Source organism: Mucilaginibacter sp. (genome assembly GCF_965225845.1).
Lineage (GTDB): Bacteria > Bacteroidota > Bacteroidia > Sphingobacteriales > Sphingobacteriaceae > Mucilaginibacter.
The window spans coordinates 289,550-309,503 of the sequence record NZ_CBDDBL010000001.1 but is presented as its reverse complement, the minus strand read 5'-3'; the positions used below and the strand labels follow the sequence as shown (position 1 = coordinate 309,503).

Below are 19,954 nucleotides of genomic sequence, written 5' to 3'. Positions count from 1 at the left end.
TAAAGCGCAGAATGGGGCGTTATAATAATTTACCCCACAAAATGAAAACATCTCCAATTGTCCCGGCAAAGTATATAGCCCTTCTATCCAAAATTTTATGCTGTTTAGTTCTTATCTGCTTCGGTGTTTCCGCAAGCGCTACCGGCATTAAGTTCAAAATAAAAAACACAGCCAAAACTAATGTGGCAGTGTTTTACCGCATTAACAAAAAATCAGGAAGTTTTAAACTCAAAGCATTGTTGAACTTAAAGCCTGGTGAAGAAAAAATAAAGGATATCTCGATTGAAAAAGGTGACACGATCGCATTCTATGGCCAGGATGCCGAGGACGAGACATCTGTATTTGTAAAGCGTGATTTTAATATGCTTATCCAAAATAAAAACACCATTTACTACATCCCCATCATCATTCCCGAAAAGGAAACATCCAATTTTGAGTCGCTTGAGGCCTTAAGCGTTAAGCTGGAGCATAATAAAGTGCTCAATTTTTTATTAAAGATGGATACACTATCTATGAGCAGCTTATCCATGCTGGAGAACAACTTTCAGAATGTATACCCGTTAGGCACTTTTATCTTTGTTGATACCAAAACTAACCGTTTGCTATTACCGCCATTAGAGCCCTCGTTTTGGGCTAATAGCGATGAGTACTTAACCATACAGGATAGTTTATACGCTATGGTTGATAAAGGCAAGCAAGGCATGGCGAATGCACAGGTTGCCTATTTTGTGGCCAAGATGTTCGACTCGCTAAAGGTAAACAACACTGCCGAGCTGGAATTTAAAGCCAAGCTTTCGCTCATCAGGTGGAAACCATCGGCCAATGCAACCATATACCAGGTTTTTAATGATAAAGCGGTTGAGGATTTTTTACAGAACTGCTATGCCCAGATAGATAACCCCGATGTGGAATACCAGCGGTACCGGTTATATTTTCTCTCATCTTACGAAAGAATAGATGACCTGGAAATATTCGGGCGGCAATACTATAATTTTGGTAACGAGGCCGATCTGTCATTAAGCACACCAGCTCAAATAGTCAGTACTAACTTAGGGGTTATGTATACTAATAATAAAACTTTGGCCAATTACTACTCGGTTCAGGGAGCGGTATTGCGTACCAAGGCCTATGATTTTACCTCATTATTGTTCAATGGGTTCAAAAATAATATCAAAAATAAAATCATCGCGGATGCTTATGCTAACCAGCACCGTATTACTGATGCCATTGTTGATGAGTATAAAAGCCTTGTAGCCTACAATCCCGACCCGGTAAGGTTAAGTCTGCAGGCATTAGATCCGAAGGATGCTACGCCTTCCTTGGTTCCTATAGAAACGACCGTCAATAATTTATCGCCTTATACTAACATGGCTCCCGACACATCTAAAAAAACTGCTGCAATGGCTGATAATTATAAAATAGACAGCTATAACAATAAGGTGAGGTTTTTCAACTCGCATTTAAAGGAGATTAATGAATTGATCAAGGAGCTTGATCAAACCAATGCGGACTTGGTTAAAATATCGCAAAGCAATCCTGATAAAAGCTTTAGCAGCTCCGTTAAATCACCTGATCTGTTGAAGGAGATCGAGGTAAATAGCCAAATCGTTAGGAAGGAGTAATGTTTATGACATTAAATAAATAAGCTATGCCTGATATTTATCCGTATAAAATGTAATTTTGTATAAGCGCAATAAATATTGCTTTAAAACTAACATGCAATTCTCATTACTTAAAAGCCAGGGCTCCGGTAACGATTTCTTTTTGATTGACATCAGGCATTACAACGGTGCAATAACCAATGCCATGAAGAAGCAGCTGGCCATATATTTATGTGACCGCAATTCTGATTTTGGTGCCGATGGTATCTTGTACGTAGATAACAGTACAGCCGGCGACGGTAAAATGGTAATATTTAATGCTGATGGATCTGAAGCGGAAATGTGCGGCAACGGCATACGCATAGTTGCCCGCTATGTATCGGAACAGTTAGATAAACCGACGGTAATTATTGAGAATACTACAGGTATCCCATACACGCTTAATTTGATTGAAGATTTTTATCCCGAACTTACTGCTTTTGAGCTAACCTTTCCGCAAGCGAATTTTGATTCAGGTAATTTTCTTCTCCAGGAAAATGAAACCCAATTAATCAGCGGATTGATCCCGGGCTTATCATCAACTTTAAAATTTACAGCCATAGCATTACCAAACCCGCATATTGTTGCTTTTGTTGATGATATAAGTGAGGATGGACTACGTGAACTTGGGCGAAAAGCTAACTCAACGCCACAAATATTTCCACATGGCGTTAATGTTAATTTTGGCAAAATAATAAGCGATAATAGTATTTACGTATCCACCTACGAACGTGGTGTAGGTATTACTTATTCTTGCGGGACAGGTATGTTTGCTACCACAATATCAGCAGCTAAGACCGGACATGTAAAAAAAGACGAATGGGTAACGCTATTCAATAAAGGTGGCTACACCAAATGCCTTGTGAACGATGACCTGAGCGGCCGCATGATTGGTAATGCATCTTATGTATATGATGCAGATATTACCTTTGATTTTGAGAATAATACTATTATTTCGTTAATATCCGGTAAGTCATACGCTGTAGAATGCGAAGCTTATGAAAGGCTTTTGGCACATGTTAACGAACTTAGCTAACAATCATGTAACAATGACAATTATAGCGGTTAATATGCTATTTGTTAATATAAAATTTATATATTTAAAGCTCATACGGTGAGCGTTCTTGCTTGCCTATTGTGATAAGGTTTAGGTTTAAGCCTCCAAGCAGCGAGTGCAAGGAGGCTTTATTTTTTTGCCCTTATTGTAAGTATTAATAATATTATTAAATAGCAAACACTATTATATTATTTTATTAAAAATCGCTGTAAATTTGCCTGAATGAGCTTTTTATACCAAATAGCAGCAAAGGTGTTTTTTGGGTACCTTCAGCATTTTTTTCATTCCGGTACATGCCGCCCAGTTCAACGCGCAGGTTATATTTGGGGTTAACTATATAATCCACCTTTCCCTCGGCATAATAAAAATTGGTGCGAAGGCCCTGTCCAATATAATTTCCTAATGGGTTTGGTGCAGATGTATAGGGCTTAAATATATTTTGTCCGTAATCCAAACCATTAATATCTAAACCAAATAAAGCATAATCACCTTCTGCCTTAAAATCAAACCGGCCAACAGAGTAATTTAAAATACCAACCCATTCCCTAAAGTTTGCACCAAATGGATCTGCTAAAGGTTGGCCATCCTGGCTGTAATTACTGGTTTGATTAAATGAAGAATAGGTATAAGGCCGTGCCGTGTTAAATTCTGCAAGGTAATTTAATCCTTTAATGTTAAACATATCAGCACCGCGGAAACCAATTTGATAGCCTGATTTATTGTCAACCGCACCATCACTCGAATAAAAATCAGCGGCATGAAACTCATTTAAAACAAACTGCCCGTAAATTATTGCCTTATTAAATACTTTAAGTTTAGCGTTAAGCCCCAACAGGTTTTTGGCTGGATTGTTATCAATATTGTCCAAGGGGTCTAAAAACACAAACGGGCTTGCTAAAGATGGGTTAAAACCTTGCTTTTGCCCGTCAGCATCCTTGTCGGCCTCCATTACATTTTGAAACAAGCCTAAGGTAAAGCGCTTATTAATATTCCATTCTATATATTGAAAATAGGCCCATTTACCGGTTGTTGGCCCATAAGGCACACTTGGGTTAGTGGGGTTATCCATATAAGCGTACATACTCATGTACCTTACGTTGCCAATAGTGGCTGTAATTTTAAAAAATGGATAGTTAGACGCGAAATCAGACAGCATTAATGAACGGTAGCCATCGCCAATAAAAGTTTTATCTTTTCCTAAAGTAAAGTTGATGTATTTAATTGGCGTATATGATAAATCGAAAGTGGTGTAATCCCAATCCTTTATATAATGGTCCAGCGACCGGTCTTTACCCTGGCCGGGTATATATGCCGAAGTGTTAATATTATCCACCACATAATCGGGCAAAGCGGCGCGGTTTGCGTAAAAGCTGGCATAGTAAGTAAATTTCGACCCAATTGTTCCGCCAATCTGCGCGCCCAGGCTTGTTGTCCAAACCGATCTGCCTCCGGAAAAATCGCGCCCTATTTCAAAATCAGGCAGCACTTCGCCATAAAATGTATTTCCGTTACTTTTAACATCTATTAAGTGCTCATTTAACAACCTGTTCCTTCCTGAATTTACATTCATAATTGAGTCATAGGTATGTTTTAACAGGCTGTCATCAATAAAATTAGTTTTTACGGATGAAAGGATCCTTGTATGAGTGGAGTAAAGGTCAGCGCTGAATTTCTGGTTAAAATCAAAAGAATAAGGTTGGTACACCGACTGGCCGTAAGCGGTGCCATTGATTTTTAATATTAGCGTTATAACAATGAATAACGGAATATATATTGAAGACTTCGTTCTCATAGTTGTGGATTAAAAATCGGTATATAAATCTCTGAAGGTGCTTCGCAAGCCAAAGTTAATTAATGCTGTTTTTGAGTGATATTGGCTGTTATCTTCATCTCTGTAAGTTGCACCAAGCTCAAGCCTAAGGTTATATTTAGGATTTATTAAGTACGATACCGTGCCTTGGGCATACTTAAAGGTTGTGTTTTGGCCTTGCGTGGTAGTTGCAATCTGGGAAGTAAGGTCCGGGAAAAGAATACCATTACCAACATTCAATTCAGCCAGGTTGAGATAAAATTTAGCGTAATCAAGCTCCCCCCTAAAATCAAACCTGCCGATTGAATAACTTAATATGCCAATAGCTTCTTTAAAATTTGAACCGAATGGATGTGCAAGCGGCTCATCCAGATCGGTGTAATTAACAAGCGGGTATTGTGTAGCAGTGGTGTATGGCTTTGCCGTATTAAACTCAACCAAATAATTAAAAGAATTAACATTTAGCAGGTCTGCTCCTCTTAATCCTAATTGAAACCCATCTTTTGAATTTCCGCTTGATGCCAGTTGATCATAGATATATTGCGAGTAAAGTACGGTTTTATCAAAGATTTTATACTTGGCATTGAAACCTATCAAAGTATTATCAGGTATCGGCCCGGACGGACCAGCTGATTTAATGAATAATATTGGATTGATATAGTTAACATCAAACCCGTGCGAGCTGCCATAAGCATAATCCGCAGGAGCTATGAGGGCATTAAAAAACCCTAACGAAAACCTATTGGTCACATTCCAGTCTATGTAATGAAACACACCCCATTTTATTCGGTTAGGGGCATGTGCAAGCGAATCGAGTTTAGGTGCATTTTGATCCTGCATGTAGGCCCACATCACCATATACCTAACATTTTTAGCCAGATCGATTTTCAGGCGTATGAGTGGATAGTTTGATGCGAAATCTGATAATAGCATCGACCGGTAACCGTCGCCAATAAAAGTTTTATCAACACCTGCCTCAATATTAACTTTTGACGAAGGCGAGTATCCGATTATACTGGTCGCATAAGTCCAGTCCTTACTTCCTATCCCGTTATTGAAATCATAAGCCTGTCCCGGCACCATATCGGTTTCAAGTACATATTTATTTAAATAATTAGGAAATTTTCCCTGGTTTTCAAACCCGCTGGTGTAAAAATAAATCTTAGACCCGATTGTACCACCTGCCTGGTAACCTCTGGTATTTAAAGATGTGGTATAATGGTCTTTAAACTCCCTGCCGATAAGCAGATCAGGCAAATAATCAAAATAGAATGTATAATCAGGGTTTTTTACTTCTAATAAGTGCTCATTAAGCAATTTACGAATAACCAAACCTTTACGGGATGGATCTACACCTCTATTCATTATTGAATCGTATCCGGCCTTTAACGGGCTCGAGTCGGTTATCACATATGGTTTAAGCGACGTATGCAAATCTGTAGAAGTTGAATACAGGTCTTTACTTAGTTTGTCATTCAGTTGAAAAGAATAAGGCTGGTATTCCGTTTGCGCGATGGACCTTTTTCCGTAAAGTACGGAGGCGCCTATTAAACAGATTATACATAAGGTTTTTAATCGGTAGATATTATCCATATCGAAATTTAAAGTTTAATCCACTTATTGGCACTCATACACAAAAATACATTAATAAATACATACTGCCAGCTTTATGTATTTATTAAATATAAATATTTAAAGATATTAAAGGGAGGATTTTTAAAAATCAACAGGTAAATCTTGTATCGGGCAATTGCGGCTATTAAGCCGCAATGCCTTCAACAAACTCAATAGAGCTAGGGGTATTAAGTATTTTTATAAAGCATTTAAGCTTTGTTATTTATCGTGTCGTAGGGTCAGATTTACGGTATGCCCAACCAAAAATCAACGGAAAAACCCATAAGCTGAAAATCATGGCGCATAATATACCGCCGATTACCACCCTTGCCAATGGCCTTGAGCTTTCCGAACCGATGCCATGCGACAATGCAGCAGGACATAAGCCGATAGCCGCCATCATTGCCGTCATCATTACCGGCCTGATCCTGGAGTTTACCCCAAGCCTGATCGAGGTGTATAAAGACTGCCGCTGGCCTTTCATTTCTTCCAGGTTGTGTTTAAATACGGTAATCAGCAACACACCGTCCTGTATGCAAATACCAAATAATGCGATGAAACCAATACCTGCTGATATGCTAAAGTTTGTACCTGTGATATATAAGGCAGCGATACCGCCAACAATGGCGAATGGCACATTCAGGAATACCAGCGATGCATCTTTAAAATTGCCGAACATGACGAATAGCAGCATGAAGATGAGCGCCAAGCTAACCGGCACTACCTGGGTTAAGCGTTTCTCGGCACGTTGCTGGTTTTCGAAATCGCCCTGCCATGCCAGGTGATAACCGCGTTTAAGCTTAACCTTTGCATCAACTTTTTGCTGAGCTTCTTTAATGGTACTGCCCATATCGCGCCCGCGAATAGAGAATTTTAGTGTTGCGAATCGTTCATTTTCGTCGCGATAAATGAGGCATGGTCCTGTTTTTTCAATAATGTTGGCAATCTCTTTTATTGGCACTTTTGAGCCGCTTTGTGTTGGTACCAATAAGTTACCAATATCATCCGGTGTTTTACGGAAAGCTTCGGGGAAACGGATCCTTATATCAAATGTCCTGACACCCTCATATAAAGTTGAAGCCGCCTGCCCGCCTATTGCCATAGAAATAACAGAGTTCGCGTCAGCAGTAGCTACGCCGTATTGCGCCATTTTTTGTTGATCCAGGTTGATGTCAAGCTCGGGCAAGCCTATACTTTTAAGTACGCCCAAATCGGTTATGCCTCTAACACCCTTTAATATTTGGTAAATCTCATTAGTCTTACCCTCCATATAGTTTAGTGAGTCGCCATAAACCTTTACTACGATCGAGCCCTTAACTCCGGATACTGCTTCTTCAACGTTATCGCTTATCGGTTGCGAAAAGTTAAGGTCTACGCCCGGCAGGTTAGCCAGCTTGGCATTCATCTGGCTGATCAGTTCCTCTTTAGTGATCTTCGGTTTCCAGTCGTCCTCATTATACATAACAACATCAAACTCATTATTATAAAAGCCGGCAACATCGGTACCATCATCCGGCCGCCCGGTTTGTGACACCGTATATTTTACTTGCGGAAACGTCATTAGTATTTTACGTACCTGTGTAGCTGTTTGAATAGATTTTTCCAGCGAAACACTATATGGCAACTGTACCCTAAGCCATATCGCGCCTTCATCAAGTTCGGGCAAAAACTCACTGCCTAAAAACTTAAAGGAGAACAAACCCAAACACATTACAATAAGCGAAACCGTTACCACTAAAGTTTTTTGCTTAAAGGCCTGGGTAAAGCCAAACAGCATAAATTTGGTAAGGTTATGTACAAAAGGGTTATGCTTTTCATGTACGTCTTTACGTAATAGCATGCTTATTAAAACCGGCACCAGCGTTAGTGTAGTGATCAATGCGCCCAATAATGCAAAGCCAAGTGTATAAGCCAAAGGCGAAAACAACTTACCCTCAACTTTTTGGAACGCGAACACCGGCAGCAAACCTGTAATGATGATCAGTTTGGCAAAAAATATAGCCTTGCCCAATACAGCACCGTTATTTTTAATAAGCCCTAACTTGCTGATCTTGTTAAAACGGTCCATACCCAGCGCGATGGCCTTGTGATCCAGGATCACGAACATGCCTTCCACCATTACCACCGCACCATCTATAATGATCCCAAAATCCACAGCGCCTAATGAAAGCAAGTTGGCCGACATGCCCATTAAGTGCAGGCATATAAAAGCAAACAGCAAAGCCATTGGAATAATTATGGATACAATAAGTGTAGTTCGCCAGTTAAACATAAACAGCGATACCAGGAATGTAACCAGCAAAATACCCTCTATAAGGTTATGCAATACGGTGTGCGTAGCATAGCCTATCAGGTCTGAACGATCATAATAAGGTACAATCTTGGTATCAGCCGGCAGTATGTCGTTATTTAATTTATTTATTTCTGCTTTTAGCGAGGCTACAACCGCGGTCGGGTTTTCGCCTTTTCGCATCACAATAATAGCTTCTACGGCATCTTCATCATCAGTTACAGAACGTTTGCCATCTTTGTCAAAAATGGCATCGCTTCGCCCAACCCAACCCAGGCGCGGAACATTCGATATAGATACTGTTGCCACATCCTTAACCAAAACAGGCACGCCATTGTTATTGCTTACGATAATATTTTTGATCTCGTTAATATCATTGATCAAGCCAATACCCCGCACCGCGAAGGCCTGGTTATTTTGCACGATCATGTCGCCGCCAACGTTAATATTAGTTTTTTGAACGGCGGAGTAAACATCAAGCGGAGTTATCCCTAAACTGGCCAGTTTACCAGGATCTACTGTGATCTCGTATGTTTTTGTTTTGCCGCCAAAGCTGTTGATATCGCCAATGCCCGGGATGGCCCTTAAACGGCGGTCGATCACCCAATCCTGTATGGTTTTCAACTCCCTTACATCCCTGAAAGTGCTTTTAAGTGTGTAACGGAAGATCTCGCCGGTTGGCCCGGTTGGTGGCTGTACCGATGGGGTAATATTGTTAGGTAAATTGGCATTAGCCAGCAAAAACATTACCTGTTGCCTTGCCTCCTGGTCCTGTACCCCATCATCAAAAATAACCTTAACATAGCTTAAGCCAAATATGGTTGTGGAGCGCAGGCTTGTCTTTTTTTGTACCGGGTTTAATGCTATCTCGATAGGGATAGTTACCAGCTTTTCAACTTCTTCGGCACTTTGGCCCGGCCACTGGGTAATAATATCAATCTCGGTATTGGTTACATCCGGGAAAGCCTCAATAGGCATTTGCAGGAAAGTAATTACACCGCCTATAATCAATACGGCGGCCAAAAACAAAATCAGGTATTTGTTTTTAAGCGAAAATCCTATAACACCCTTCAGAAACTTGATCATTTATATATTTTTTGCTGGGTGATTAATTATTTAATGAACCGTAAATAAGCAAAGCATCCGACCCGATGATGCGTTCACCCGGCTTTACTCCGCTTTTGATATAGGTTGTTTTACCGTTCGCGCTTAATATTTCAACGGGGCGTATGGCAATATGCTTTTGGTCCTGGTAAATCACTACATAATATTGGCTGTTGTCAAAAACCAGGTCGCTGCTTGATATGGAAACTGCTGTCTTATTCTCATTATTATACATGGTGATGGTGGCAAACATCTGTGGCTTTAATAAATAACCGGGATTATTAAGCACCACGCGCATTTTCATTACCTTGCTGGTCGGGTCAAGCACATTTGTGATCTTATCAACCTTACCTTTAAATATTTTATCCGGATAAGCAATCGTGGTTACATCGGCTTCATCGCCCTCATGTACTTTGCTAATGCTTTCTTCGTATACATTAGCTTCTACCCAAACATTCTGGAGGTCGGAAACAGTGAATAATGCCGCATTATTATCGGGGCGGATAGCCATACCATTATTGGCATTTTTTTGCACTATAAAACCACTAACCGGGGTTTTAATGGCAAACTGCCCATTAGTGCTATTCCCGTTAATACTCAATATTTTTTCAGCGGCAATTTTTGCCGCAACTGCCTGCTGGTAGTTAACCTCGGCGCTGGTAACATCAACCTGCGACGCAAGGCCGCTTTTAAACATTTCCTGTTGCTGCGCCAGTTGTTTTGCTGTTAAGCGCACATTGGCTTCATCGCTCACCAGGTTTGAATTATAGTTGGCAACCTCTGCGCTTGATACAACAGCCAATACCTGGCCGGCATGCACATAGTCGCCCGGCATAACAGTTATACCCGATACATTACCACTCACCAACGGGAAAATATTAGCCACTTTATCGGCATTAAAATCAACAATACCATTAAACTTTATAGCGTCTGTTACCGGTGATACTTTCACTGTATCAACCCTTAACGTACGCATTAATGAATCCGGTATTACATAAGGCTGCCTTGTATCCTGCTGGTCATCAGCATCAGAATGGCAGGAGATGAAGCCCAGCATTAAGCAACCTGATAGTGTGTAGCATGTATATTTTATAAATTTTTTCATTCTATGTAGATGGCTTGCGGCCTTTATTGCTGATTAAAAAATGGTGTGCCTGTAACGTAATTCAATTGCTCAAGGGATAAAACCCGGTTAAGTTGCAGTGTGTTTATTTGCAGGGTATTAGTTTTGTATGAATCGTAGAAATCAAGAAAATCAAGCATGCTGATGTTACGCTGCTCATAATTCTTGTAAACTTCCTGTATCAGGTGTGTAAAGTCGTCTTTAAACTTGGGGTCAAAACTGTTGGCCATTTTTTCCAGCCTTAGCGCGATTTTGTAATTGGTGGTCACATCGCTTTCAACCTGGTCCTGCTGGCTTTGCAATTGAACTTTACTTTGGTCGATAGCAATCCGGGCTTGTTTAATAGCGCCCTGGTTACGGTTAAAGAACGGCAAACTAAAACCTACCCCGGCACTTACAAAATTTTGCCCGTATGAACCAAGTTTATCAAAGTTTACTGATAGGGACACATCAGGAACAGCGGTTGCTTTTTGCAATTGCAGGTTCATGTTGTTATAATCAACTGCAACTTTGCTGTTTTTCAGATCGTAACGGTTTACTTCTGCCGAATCGAGCAATTGCTGGTAGGTAACATCGGCTACAACATCTTTACCGGTAAGCGCATCAGTAACCTGCGGGTCAACTGCCGTATTCGCCGGGATGTGCAGCAGCATTTTCAAATCACTTTCCGATGTATCCACGCTGGTTTGCAGGCTCACGTATTCTGCTTGTAAAGAGTAAAGCTGTGATTGGATACGCAATAATTCCTTTTCGGCAATATTGCCTTTGGCATATTGTTCCTTAAAAGCTCCAAGCGTTTTGCTTAAAGAATTAATTTCCACATCATATACTTTGGCCGACTGGCGCTCATAATACACATTATAAAAATCACTTCTTAAACTAAATCTTAACGTGCGCAACAGGTCGAAAAACTGGTATCGGGCCTGGTCTACACTTATTTTTGCCAACCGGATGCCTTTATTACGTTTACCGGCAGTGGTAAACAATTGCGACACGCTGAATGATTGCTCATTAAATGCATCCGAAACCCCGGTAGCATGTATGCCGTTAGCAAAGCTAAAATCAGGGTTTGGGAAAACCTTGGCAGTTATAATAGCAGCCTGCGCGTTATCAATATTATAATGCTGAGCTATCACTTGTAAATTTTCTTTTAAAAAACGATCTTCAGCTTGTTTTGCGGTAAGTTTAATGGTATCGGTTTGCGCATACCCGGTTTGTACAGCCGCAACACCGATAACTCCGGCAATAAAAAAGCCTACTATACTATTTTTGAACATCCTAATTATATTAAGCTATCTAACAATTGCCATTTATTGCAAGATAGTACACAAAGGTAGGGAGCTTAAATTAAGCCTGACTTAATATCCGATTAGAATAACATTAGATTATCTTCCTTGATTTCAATAAAATATTGATTTTTTTACCAAAATGATAACGCTTTTGCAAAACGGGATGTAATTAAGATTTTGCAAACAAAATATATTTCATAATTTAATATAATTTTACAAGTCAATCATCAGCATAATATTAATGGAAATCAGCAAACTATCAATTATCATTCCCGCCTATAACGAAAGCAGGACCATCCATTTAATATTAAACAAAATAAAATCAGTTAAGCTTATCAATAATATCCAGAAGGAATTGATCATTGTTAATGATTGCTCAAGCGACGATACTGAAAAAACCATATTTGCTTATCAGCAGGAAAACCCCGACCTCAACCTTCAATACTATAAACACGAAGTTAACCAGGGCAAAGGCGCTGCGCTGCATACCGGCATTGCTAAAGCGACCGGGGATTACGTATTGATACAGGATGCCGACTTAGAATATGACCCCGATGAATACAACGACCTGTTAAAACCTGTAGTAAAGGGTTTTGCCAACGTGGTGTATGGCTCGCGTTTTATGGGCAATAACCCGCACCGGATATTATTTTTTTGGCATACCATAGGTAACCGCTGGCTAACGTTTTTTTCAAATGCGTTTGCTAACATGAACCTGACCGATATGGAAACCTGCTATAAACTTTTTGAAAGAACGCTGATCCAATCTATTCCGTTAACTGAAAAGCGCTTTGGATTTGAGCCTGAGGTTACCATTAAACTATCGCGCGTTGAGGATTTGCGCCTATACGAAGTAGGCATATCCTACTACGGCCGCACCTACCAGGAAGGCAAAAAGATAGGCTGGAAAGATGGTGTACGCGCTATTTATTGTATTTTGAAGTATGGATTATTTAAGGCAAAGTAGCATTGTTCCTTAAAGATATTTTGGCAGGCCTGATATATATATTTAATTAATGTAAACACAAGTGAAACATTAAGCTAAATGCCTTGTAATAAATATATTAAGCTAAACCGAAATGCCCTTGTCAAAAATCATAACGGATACCGAAAATAGTTTCAAAGTACTGTTTTACCATAATCCGCAGCCTATGTGGATTGTAGAAGTTGATACATTGAAATTTTTTGCTGTTAATGATGCAGCAATAAGGCACTATGGCTATTCCCGGTCAGAGTTTTTGAGTATCACCTTAGCTAAAATAAGGCCGCCTAAAGAACACGGCGAGATGATTGAGCTGATCAATAAAATTAAAGACAGGCAATCCGTAAAAAAAGAACTCACCCATGTAAAAAAGAATGGCGATATCATATTGGTTAATATTACATCATACACCGTTAATTACCAGGGCCACGAATGCCGTATGGTGATTATTAATGATGTTACCCGCCAAAGCGTAGTAAATGGGAAACTACAAACAGCTTGGGCCAAACTAAGGCAAACCCTGGAAACCATGACAGACGGGTTTATCACGCTTAATAAAAAACTGCAATTCACCTATATAAACAAGGAAGCATTAAGGATCCTTAGCACAAAAAAGAACATCTCATTAAATAAAAACATTTTTGATGTTTTTCCTGAAATAGAAAACACCCGGTTTGCTGAATTTATAAGAAAAGCGCTTGTTGACCCAAAGTCGGAGAGATTTGAGCAATACCTAAGTACACCTGATAAATGGATATGCCCAACAATTTACCCTAACTCATCAGGCATGGGCATATATATTACTGATATTACCCTGGAGAAAAAAAGCCAGATGCTTAACCAGGCCCACACCAAAACACTGGAAGAGCTTGCTTATCTTAATTCACACGTGATCAGGAAAGAAGTGGCCAATATAGTTGGCATTATACAATTGATGGAGCATTTAGACGATAAGGAAAAAATTACGGAGCTTATGCCGATTTTAAACAAAAGCGCTAAAAATCTGGATAATATTATAAAAGAAATAAATACAAAGATCGAAAACTAATTTATAGATACATTATTATGTTCTATATTAGTACTTTAGTAAAACCGCCTTATTTGCTAATTCCCGATGAACCCTAAAGTTGATTTTTATTTTCTTAAAGAAAAAAAATGGCAGAAAGAAATTGAACTGTTACGGTCAATTGTGCTTACAACAGGCCTTGATGAAGAATTAAAATGGGGCTGCCCTTGTTACACCTATCAAAACAACAATATCGTCCTGATTCACGTATTTAAAGGTTACTGCGCGCTTTTATTTATGAAAGGAGCCTTGTTGACCGACAACCATGGGATACTCGTACAGCAAACCGCAAATGTGCAATCGGCACGCCAAATAAGGTTCACTAATTTAAATGAAATAATAACGCTTGAGCCACTGTTGAAAGCCTACATTATGGAAGCCGTTGAGATTGAAAAAGCCGGTTTAAAAGTTGAATTTAAAACAGCTGCGCAGTTCACTATTGCCGAAGAGTTTCAAAAAAAGATAGACGAAAACCCTGCTCTAAAAACCGCTTTTGATGCATTAACCCCCGGCAGGCAAAAAGCTTATTACCTTTATTTTGCTGCGCCCAAGCAGGCAAAAACACGCGAGGCGAGAATTGAAAAATATATCCCGCTAATACTCAGCGGCAAGGGCCTGGATGATTAATTCAACAGGTAATCTTTAAAAGGATCTTACCAGGTCATTTTCGTTAGTTACTTCATAATACCCGCTTGTGTTGGTAGTCATCCATTTTAAACTGCTGTTAGTAAGCTGTAAAATAGTAAGCTTTGTTGTTACAGTTCCTACTTGGCCGGTTGACGACGTTGTATCAACCACAACGGTTAATGAAGATCCTGATAAGCTATAAGTAAAATTGTTATCCCCGCCTGGCCTTATAGTTTCGCCTGTGCCGTTACTATTAAAACTGATGGCATAACTACTACCGCTAACATTTGTAGTATCAGTATCATACACCCGCCCTGCATCATAGTATGTTAAAATTGTTTTAGCATAATACCACTTTCCGCTTATAGTTTTAACCTCATCTTTTTTACAACTGTAAAGGCAAAATGATAGCAGTATAAATATTAGGGCTCCGTTAATTAAAAGTTTCATAATCAGGTTTTAGATCTTATTGCTTACTATTGAAAATATGCCCTTTAAATTATTCTCAAAATGAAAGGTATTTGCTCCACTTCCTTTTCATCTTGATAATTGTATCAATATAAAAATATCAACAAAACGTACAATTTGTTGTGCGGATTGCTAAGTTTTTGGTTATTATAGGGTTACGAAAGTAATTTTTAAAATTTACAACTATTTGGCATGTTATTAGCGTATGTATTAAATACAAACATAATATTAATACAAAAGCAATGTCAACCTTTTACCTGGTGTTCGAGATTAGTGCGTTATTGGCAGTTGTAATACTTCCATTAGCTGCACCAAAACAAGTTAAAGCTAAAAAAGCTGCTGAAAAAAGCAATTTATATGTAAACGAAGATGGCGCGCTCGAATATCGCACCAAAGGCAAGGATGATCGTCATCCTGTACTATAATTATTCAATTTACAAATTACGAAGCCTGCTGGTTACAATCAGCGGGCTTTTTATGCATCATAAAATCACACCCGTAACAGGTTAAATAAATATGTACAAGCAATAAGGTTTACGTAAATAGCGTATATAGAAAAGCGAACGCCTAACATATGCAGGCGTTCGCTTTTTATATTTTGAGGTGTAAATCCTGTTTAAAGGATTACCAACGGCTACCGCCGCCGCCACCGCGGTTATCTTTTGAGTAACCACCGCCGCCACCGCCACGGTTTCCACCGCCGCCGTAGCCACCACCGCCGCCACGGTTTCCACCGCCGCCGCCGCCGAAGCTTTTGCGATCACTTGGTTTTCTTTCTTCAGCCTGGCTTACTGCAATAGTTCTGCCGCCAACTTCGCTGCCGTTCAAAGCTGTAATAGCTTGTTGCGCGCTTTCGTCGTCAGGCATTTCTACAAATCCGAAACCTTTGCTTCTGCCGGTTTCTCTGTCATTAATTAACTTAACGGAGCTTACTTCGCCATACGCTTCAAAAAGTTCTTTTAAATCAGCTTCCTCTAATTTAAAAGGAAGGCTTCCTACAAATATGTTCATCAATCTTAAATTTAAACGGCGGATTTATTTCGCCCTGTATTTTGTTTATACACCAAATATAATAAAGTTGTTTTATTATTAGCCTAATATGCAATTATTGTTCATCTTATTTTAATTACGCTTCGTTTTTTTATCTGCTAAAATGATATTGATACCCATTAATTACTATTGTTCTCTTTTTCAAGCTCCTTTTGTTGTTTTTTTAATGCGCGTTTTTCCTGCCTTATCTCTTTTTTTGTTTTACCGGCGGTATCTATTTGTATTCCATCGCCGTAATCCACCACGGTAGAATGCTTTTCTTTCTTAACAACTTTCTTATTTACCGTGGTATCCTTTTTACCAAATAAGCGTTGAAAGAAGTTTAATTTCTTCTCTGGCTCAACAACAGGGGTGGCATCGTTATCGTCATCATTACCCTGGCGAATTAAGCTATCAACCCTGGCTGTATCAACATTGCTTATGCCACGGCGCTGGCTTTCTTTTAACCTAACATCAAAAAAACCATAGGCATTACTATCGCGCTGGGCTTTGCCGTGCCCCGCCATTAAATTACCTATCAGGTTAAAGTAGCCATGTAACCCGGGCCGCAAAGTGCCATCAGGCTGAAAGGCATATAACCCGGCCTTGGGGTTTGGCAATATGCTGGCCAAAAATATACTTTCACCCAAAGTTAGCTGCGATGGTTTTTTGCCGAAATAATAGCGCGCTGCCGGTCCAATACCATAAATGTGGTAACCAAACTCCACAATATTAAAGTAAACCTCCAGCATACGGTCCTTGGTCATCAGGTGGTTATTCTCAATCATCCACACAATTAATATTTCTTCGGCCTTACGGGCGAGGTTTTTATTACGATCCAAAAATGTATTCCTGATCAGCTGCATGGATATGGTACTGCCGCCACGCGAAAATTTCTTTTTCTTGAAGTCTGTAGCAATCGATTTACGGATAGATTCCTCCACAAAACCGTTATTGGTGTAAAAGGTGGGGTCTTCCGATGTCATTACCGCGTTGCGCGTATCAATCGCGATATCGCTCAATGGCGTATAGTCAGGATTTTGCGGGCCCACCATAAACGGTGGCGGTTGAGATTTTACCTCGTAAGGCTGCTGCATAAACGGCCTGTTTAGCTTGGTAAGGTCTGTTTTTCCAAACTGGATGATGTGGAATTCCTTATCTTTATTTAGTTGTGAATTGAACTGTACGTTATCAGGGTCAGCAGTATTTAAGAAGAAATTCAGACTGTAATTTAATTTACCTGCGACTTTTATCCCTTGGAAGGTTTCAAACATCCCGGTTGGGAAAGAGTCGAAAAGGTCCTGCGCATTCAACCAACCCGTGTTAACCTTCAGCTCGTAAATTTTAACCGGGCTGAGCGTATATTTTATAAATGGATGAGCCGAAGCATTTTTTAAATGGATAAGCGACGAGCTATCTAACGATACATAATTTGGACCAACGAATACGTTGGCATCTATTGAAGCCGAAGGGATAATAATATTATTTTCAGACAATCGCGGATTATTGATCAGCAAATTACTCACCGACCATGAACCATAGATCTGTGTTTCATCACCATCGCGTTTAACTTTATCCAGACGGGTGGTTATGGTATCAAAGTTAAAGGTGGTTTTAAATTTCTTTTCAATAACGGGCAACTCTATTTTTTTACCGTTATCAGCATAAAGCTTAATGGCTATTTCTTTATCTGATGGATGCATTTTACCTGTAAAGTGCCAGGTAGCGGTACCGTTGTCAACGTTAATATTTGAGGTCAGGAAGCCATCTTTAATCGTAGCGGTTGTGGTAAGCAGGCTGATCTTGCTGCTATCACCCTTAAAAGTTACCAGGAAGTTTTTGAGGTCGAGGTTATCCGGAATTTTATATAAAAACTCGTTGATCAGGTTATTGGCAACCGTTGCCAGGTTAGTTTTAGGTGCGGTGCTGGTTGTATCCATTTTATGCCGGAATAAAAAATAGAAGTTTTTAACCTTGTTGCTGTCTGTCAGGTTTAAATGGCCTTGCTCCAGGTTTACATCCGCCAGTTTAACATCACCCAAAATTAGCGGCAATAATTTTACCGTGATGGATAGCTTTTTAATGTCGAGCAAACTATCGCGCCCGGCCGGTACAATGGTAATGTCAGAAAAAGCAACCGTGCTTAAGCCGCTAAAATTAGCAGAGCCTATTTTAATGTCGAGATTATACTCGCTTTTTGCTTTTTGCTCGGCTTTGGCAATCTCATGCTCTAAAATAGCCTCGCGTTTGGAATAAGCGATGTAACCACCTATTCCCAGCAGGATCACTAAAACAATAATAACAATAGCGGCAATACGGATATATTTAGGCTGGAAGCGGCGCATCTAAAAAAATTTACTCAAAACTAAACTAAATGTTGTAGGAGAGAAACGTGAAGATCAATAAAATGTTTCTTAAGGGCTGTTAATAGCAGGTTTTTGTAGCCGGTTTTTTACTTCGGGAGGCTTACCTACGTTACAGCTATTAGGGGCGAATCAAGATCGGGTTAGCGACTACTGACAAAATAGTGTCAGTATTTATCCCAAATACTTTCCCGAAATTTGTATGTACCGGTAAACATATGCTTGTGAAAGCGTATAAAATGTTCTTTGAAATACAAAAAATTTAATGCGCTCTTAACCAATCACTTTTATTTAGTTTATTGGTATCGACGGCTGTTTCCAATTTAAGTAAAGGAGTTATGGGCCTTAAAAAAACAGTTTCATATTCATTTGGTTCAGTGCCGACACCAAAATCACCTTCATTTAGATACCGCCTTACAATTTTTAAATCCGGGTTTTTTTTATTGATATAAATAATAGCTGAATCTGTCCAAATAGCTAAAGAACTTAAAATTACAAAGAAAAAGTGATGATAAACACACTCGCTCCGATAACAACAGATGAAATAGCCACATAAATCCCATTTTTTTTCTCAGGTTTATAATATCGGCCAAAACATGTAACTACAAGTGTGATAATAAATATTGCATAAATGCTTAGATGATAATTTTCTCTTAATTTATTATCTTGGAAATAAATGGGAATAATATGTCCAAATGTTAAACTGAACAGACAATACATCATCACCCAAAATGATATGCGATAAAACAAATTTGATTTAGGCTTAGTTTTTACCACCGCTCTAATTTAGCATTTCAATACAACACTCCAAACTCATACCCATTCCTTTTCCAAACCTCCATCGCCCTCGGCAAAACATATTCCAGCCTGTCAAACGCTTTCAAACTATCATGAAACACAACTATCGATCCGCTTTCGGTATGCTTCAAAATATTATGCAAACATTTCTCGGGCGAGAGGTTAATATCAAAGTCACCGCTCAGCACATCCCACATCACAATTTTAATTTCGGGCTTAACACTTTTTAACAACTTTATTTGCGACCTTTTGATGCGCCCATACGGCGGGCGAAACAGATCGGTGTGTAGCAGTTCATCTGCTTTTAAAGTGTTTTCAAGATATATGTCGTCAGGCGTTTTCCAGCCTTTAAGATGGTTAAAGGTATGGTTGCCGATGACATGGCCGGCGGATTTTACATGGTCGAAAATTTCGGGATGTTTGCTTACATTGTCGCCAATACAAAAAAATGTAGCTTTAGCGTGGTATTGCTGTAAAATATTTAACACAAACGGTGTAACAATGGGGATAGGTCCATCGTCAAAAGTGAGATAAATGCAAGGTTTGGCGGGTTTTACATCCCATATTAAAGCAGGATACAGTTTTTTTAACAGCCAGGGTGATTTAACCAGGTACATAACAACAAATATAACCTTATGACTTTATATAGTTTAAAATTTAAACGAGTGAGTATCCTCAGTGTCGCAATTGTAGC

General features: G+C 39.4%; 15 protein-coding genes. 6 read left to right on the top strand and 9 right to left on the bottom strand.

Translation table 11 applies throughout. The features are described from left to right. Nucleotides 1–41 precede the first annotated feature (41 nt). Nucleotides 42–1,622: a hypothetical protein gene (locus ACYZ0U_RS01400; protein ID WP_461449046.1), complete on the top strand. Its 1,581-nt coding sequence runs from the start codon at nucleotides 42–44 to the stop codon at nucleotides 1,620–1,622. Nucleotides 1,623–1,716: 94 nt separating this feature from the next. Beyond that, nucleotides 1,717–2,676, top strand: a complete 960-nt coding sequence (gene dapF / locus ACYZ0U_RS01395; RefSeq protein ID WP_461449044.1) for a diaminopimelate epimerase — start codon at nucleotides 1,717–1,719, stop codon at nucleotides 2,674–2,676. A 217-nt stretch (nucleotides 2,677–2,893) separates the two neighbouring features. Here dapF and ACYZ0U_RS01390 read toward each other — a convergent pair whose 3' ends face one another. The 5 genes from ACYZ0U_RS01390 to ACYZ0U_RS01370 form a co-directional block, all read right to left on the bottom strand. Further along, nucleotides 2,894–4,489: a gliding motility protein RemB gene (locus ACYZ0U_RS01390; RefSeq protein ID WP_461449042.1), complete on the bottom strand. Its 1,596-nt coding sequence runs from the start codon at nucleotides 4,487–4,489 to the stop codon at nucleotides 2,894–2,896. Nucleotides 4,490–4,498: 9 nt separating this feature from the next. Next, nucleotides 4,499–6,100, bottom strand: coding sequence for a gliding motility protein RemB (locus ACYZ0U_RS01385; protein WP_461449040.1), 1,602 nt, complete (start codon nucleotides 6,098–6,100; stop codon nucleotides 4,499–4,501). 244 nt (nucleotides 6,101–6,344) lie between these two features. Then, nucleotides 6,345–9,497, bottom strand: a complete 3,153-nt coding sequence (locus ACYZ0U_RS01380) for an efflux RND transporter permease subunit (RefSeq protein ID WP_461449038.1) — start codon at nucleotides 9,495–9,497, stop codon at nucleotides 6,345–6,347. 22 nt (nucleotides 9,498–9,519) lie between these two features. Next, nucleotides 9,520–10,620 (bottom strand): efflux RND transporter periplasmic adaptor subunit, encoded by a 1,101-nt coding sequence (locus ACYZ0U_RS01375; RefSeq protein ID WP_461449036.1) that lies wholly within the window; start codon nucleotides 10,618–10,620, stop codon nucleotides 9,520–9,522. Between the two features lie 23 nt (nucleotides 10,621–10,643). Then, complete coding sequence (locus ACYZ0U_RS01370; protein ID WP_461449034.1) at nucleotides 10,644–11,915, bottom strand: TolC family protein; 1,272 nt, start codon at nucleotides 11,913–11,915, stop codon at nucleotides 10,644–10,646. 253 nt (nucleotides 11,916–12,168) lie between these two features. On the opposite strand from ACYZ0U_RS01370, the gene ACYZ0U_RS01365 reads away from it, so the two are divergent. From ACYZ0U_RS01365 to ACYZ0U_RS01355, 3 genes are all read left to right on the top strand, one after another. Next, the gene (locus ACYZ0U_RS01365; protein ID WP_461449032.1) at nucleotides 12,169–12,894 is read left to right on the top strand and encodes a glycosyltransferase family 2 protein; all 726 of its coding nucleotides are present in this window, start codon (nucleotides 12,169–12,171) and stop codon (nucleotides 12,892–12,894) included. A gap of 118 nt (nucleotides 12,895–13,012) precedes the next feature. Continuing rightward, nucleotides 13,013–13,957 carry a PAS domain S-box protein gene (locus tag ACYZ0U_RS01360; protein WP_461449030.1) on the top strand — a complete coding sequence of 315 codons (945 nt, stop codon included), beginning with the start codon at nucleotides 13,013–13,015 and terminating at the stop codon, nucleotides 13,955–13,957. A 66-nt stretch (nucleotides 13,958–14,023) separates the two neighbouring features. Then, a complete protein-coding gene (locus tag ACYZ0U_RS01355; RefSeq protein ID WP_461449028.1) occupies nucleotides 14,024–14,602 on the top strand; it encodes a YdeI/OmpD-associated family protein in 579 nt (192 codons plus the stop codon). A gap of 15 nt (nucleotides 14,603–14,617) precedes the next feature. Here the strand turns inward: ACYZ0U_RS01355 and ACYZ0U_RS01350 are convergent, their stop codons facing one another. Beyond that, nucleotides 14,618–15,052 carry a hypothetical protein gene (locus tag ACYZ0U_RS01350; protein WP_461449026.1) on the bottom strand — a complete coding sequence of 145 codons (435 nt, stop codon included), beginning with the start codon at nucleotides 15,050–15,052 and terminating at the stop codon, nucleotides 14,618–14,620. Between the two features lie 260 nt (nucleotides 15,053–15,312). Between ACYZ0U_RS01350 and ACYZ0U_RS01345 the strand changes: the two genes are divergently transcribed. Further along, nucleotides 15,313–15,495, top strand: a complete 183-nt coding sequence (locus tag ACYZ0U_RS01345) for a hypothetical protein (RefSeq protein WP_461449024.1) — start codon at nucleotides 15,313–15,315, stop codon at nucleotides 15,493–15,495. A gap of 199 nt (nucleotides 15,496–15,694) precedes the next feature. On the opposite strand, the gene ACYZ0U_RS01340 is transcribed toward ACYZ0U_RS01345, so the two are convergent. From ACYZ0U_RS01340 to ACYZ0U_RS01330, 3 genes are all read right to left on the bottom strand, one after another. After that, entirely contained in the window at nucleotides 15,695–16,081 is a 387-nt protein-coding gene (locus tag ACYZ0U_RS01340; RefSeq protein ID WP_461449022.1) for an RNA recognition motif domain-containing protein, read from the bottom strand. 158 nt (nucleotides 16,082–16,239) lie between these two features. Further along, nucleotides 16,240–18,444, bottom strand: a complete 2,205-nt coding sequence (locus ACYZ0U_RS01335; protein WP_461449020.1) for a transglycosylase domain-containing protein — start codon at nucleotides 18,442–18,444, stop codon at nucleotides 16,240–16,242. Nucleotides 18,445–19,256: 812 nt separating this feature from the next. After that, nucleotides 19,257–19,877: a polysaccharide deacetylase family protein gene (locus ACYZ0U_RS01330; protein WP_461449018.1), complete on the bottom strand. Its 621-nt coding sequence runs from the start codon at nucleotides 19,875–19,877 to the stop codon at nucleotides 19,257–19,259. Nucleotides 19,878–19,954: the final 77 nt, after the last annotated feature.

Bases quoted from the DNA above. Each gene is read 5' to 3' on its own strand.
- ACYZ0U_RS01400 (WP_461449046.1), top strand. From the start codon at position 42: ATGAAAACATCTCCAATTGTCCCGGCAAAGTATATAGCCCTTCTATCC.
- dapF (WP_461449044.1), top strand. From the start codon at position 1,717: ATGCAATTCTCATTACTTAAAAGCCAGGGCTCCGGTAACGATTTCTTT.
- ACYZ0U_RS01390 (WP_461449042.1), bottom strand. From the start codon at position 4,489: ATGAGAACGAAGTCTTCAATATATATTCCGTTATTCATTGTTATAACG.
- ACYZ0U_RS01385 (WP_461449040.1), bottom strand. From the start codon at position 6,100: ATGGATAATATCTACCGATTAAAAACCTTATGTATAATCTGTTTAATA.
- ACYZ0U_RS01380 (WP_461449038.1), bottom strand. From the start codon at position 9,497: ATGATCAAGTTTCTGAAGGGTGTTATAGGATTTTCGCTTAAAAACAAA.
- ACYZ0U_RS01375 (WP_461449036.1), bottom strand. From the start codon at position 10,620: ATGAAAAAATTTATAAAATATACATGCTACACACTATCAGGTTGCTTA.
- ACYZ0U_RS01370 (WP_461449034.1), bottom strand. From the start codon at position 11,915: ATGTTCAAAAATAGTATAGTAGGCTTTTTTATTGCCGGAGTTATCGGT.
- ACYZ0U_RS01365 (WP_461449032.1), top strand. From the start codon at position 12,169: ATGGAAATCAGCAAACTATCAATTATCATTCCCGCCTATAACGAAAGC.
- ACYZ0U_RS01355 (WP_461449028.1), top strand. From the start codon at position 14,024: ATGAACCCTAAAGTTGATTTTTATTTTCTTAAAGAAAAAAAATGGCAG.
- ACYZ0U_RS01350 (WP_461449026.1), bottom strand. From the start codon at position 15,052: ATGAAACTTTTAATTAACGGAGCCCTAATATTTATACTGCTATCATTT.
- ACYZ0U_RS01345 (WP_461449024.1), top strand. From the start codon at position 15,313: ATGTCAACCTTTTACCTGGTGTTCGAGATTAGTGCGTTATTGGCAGTT.
- ACYZ0U_RS01340 (WP_461449022.1), bottom strand. From the start codon at position 16,081: ATGAACATATTTGTAGGAAGCCTTCCTTTTAAATTAGAGGAAGCTGAT.
- ACYZ0U_RS01335 (WP_461449020.1), bottom strand. From the start codon at position 18,444: ATGCGCCGCTTCCAGCCTAAATATATCCGTATTGCCGCTATTGTTATT.
- ACYZ0U_RS01330 (WP_461449018.1), bottom strand. From the start codon at position 19,877: ATGTACCTGGTTAAATCACCCTGGCTGTTAAAAAAACTGTATCCTGCT.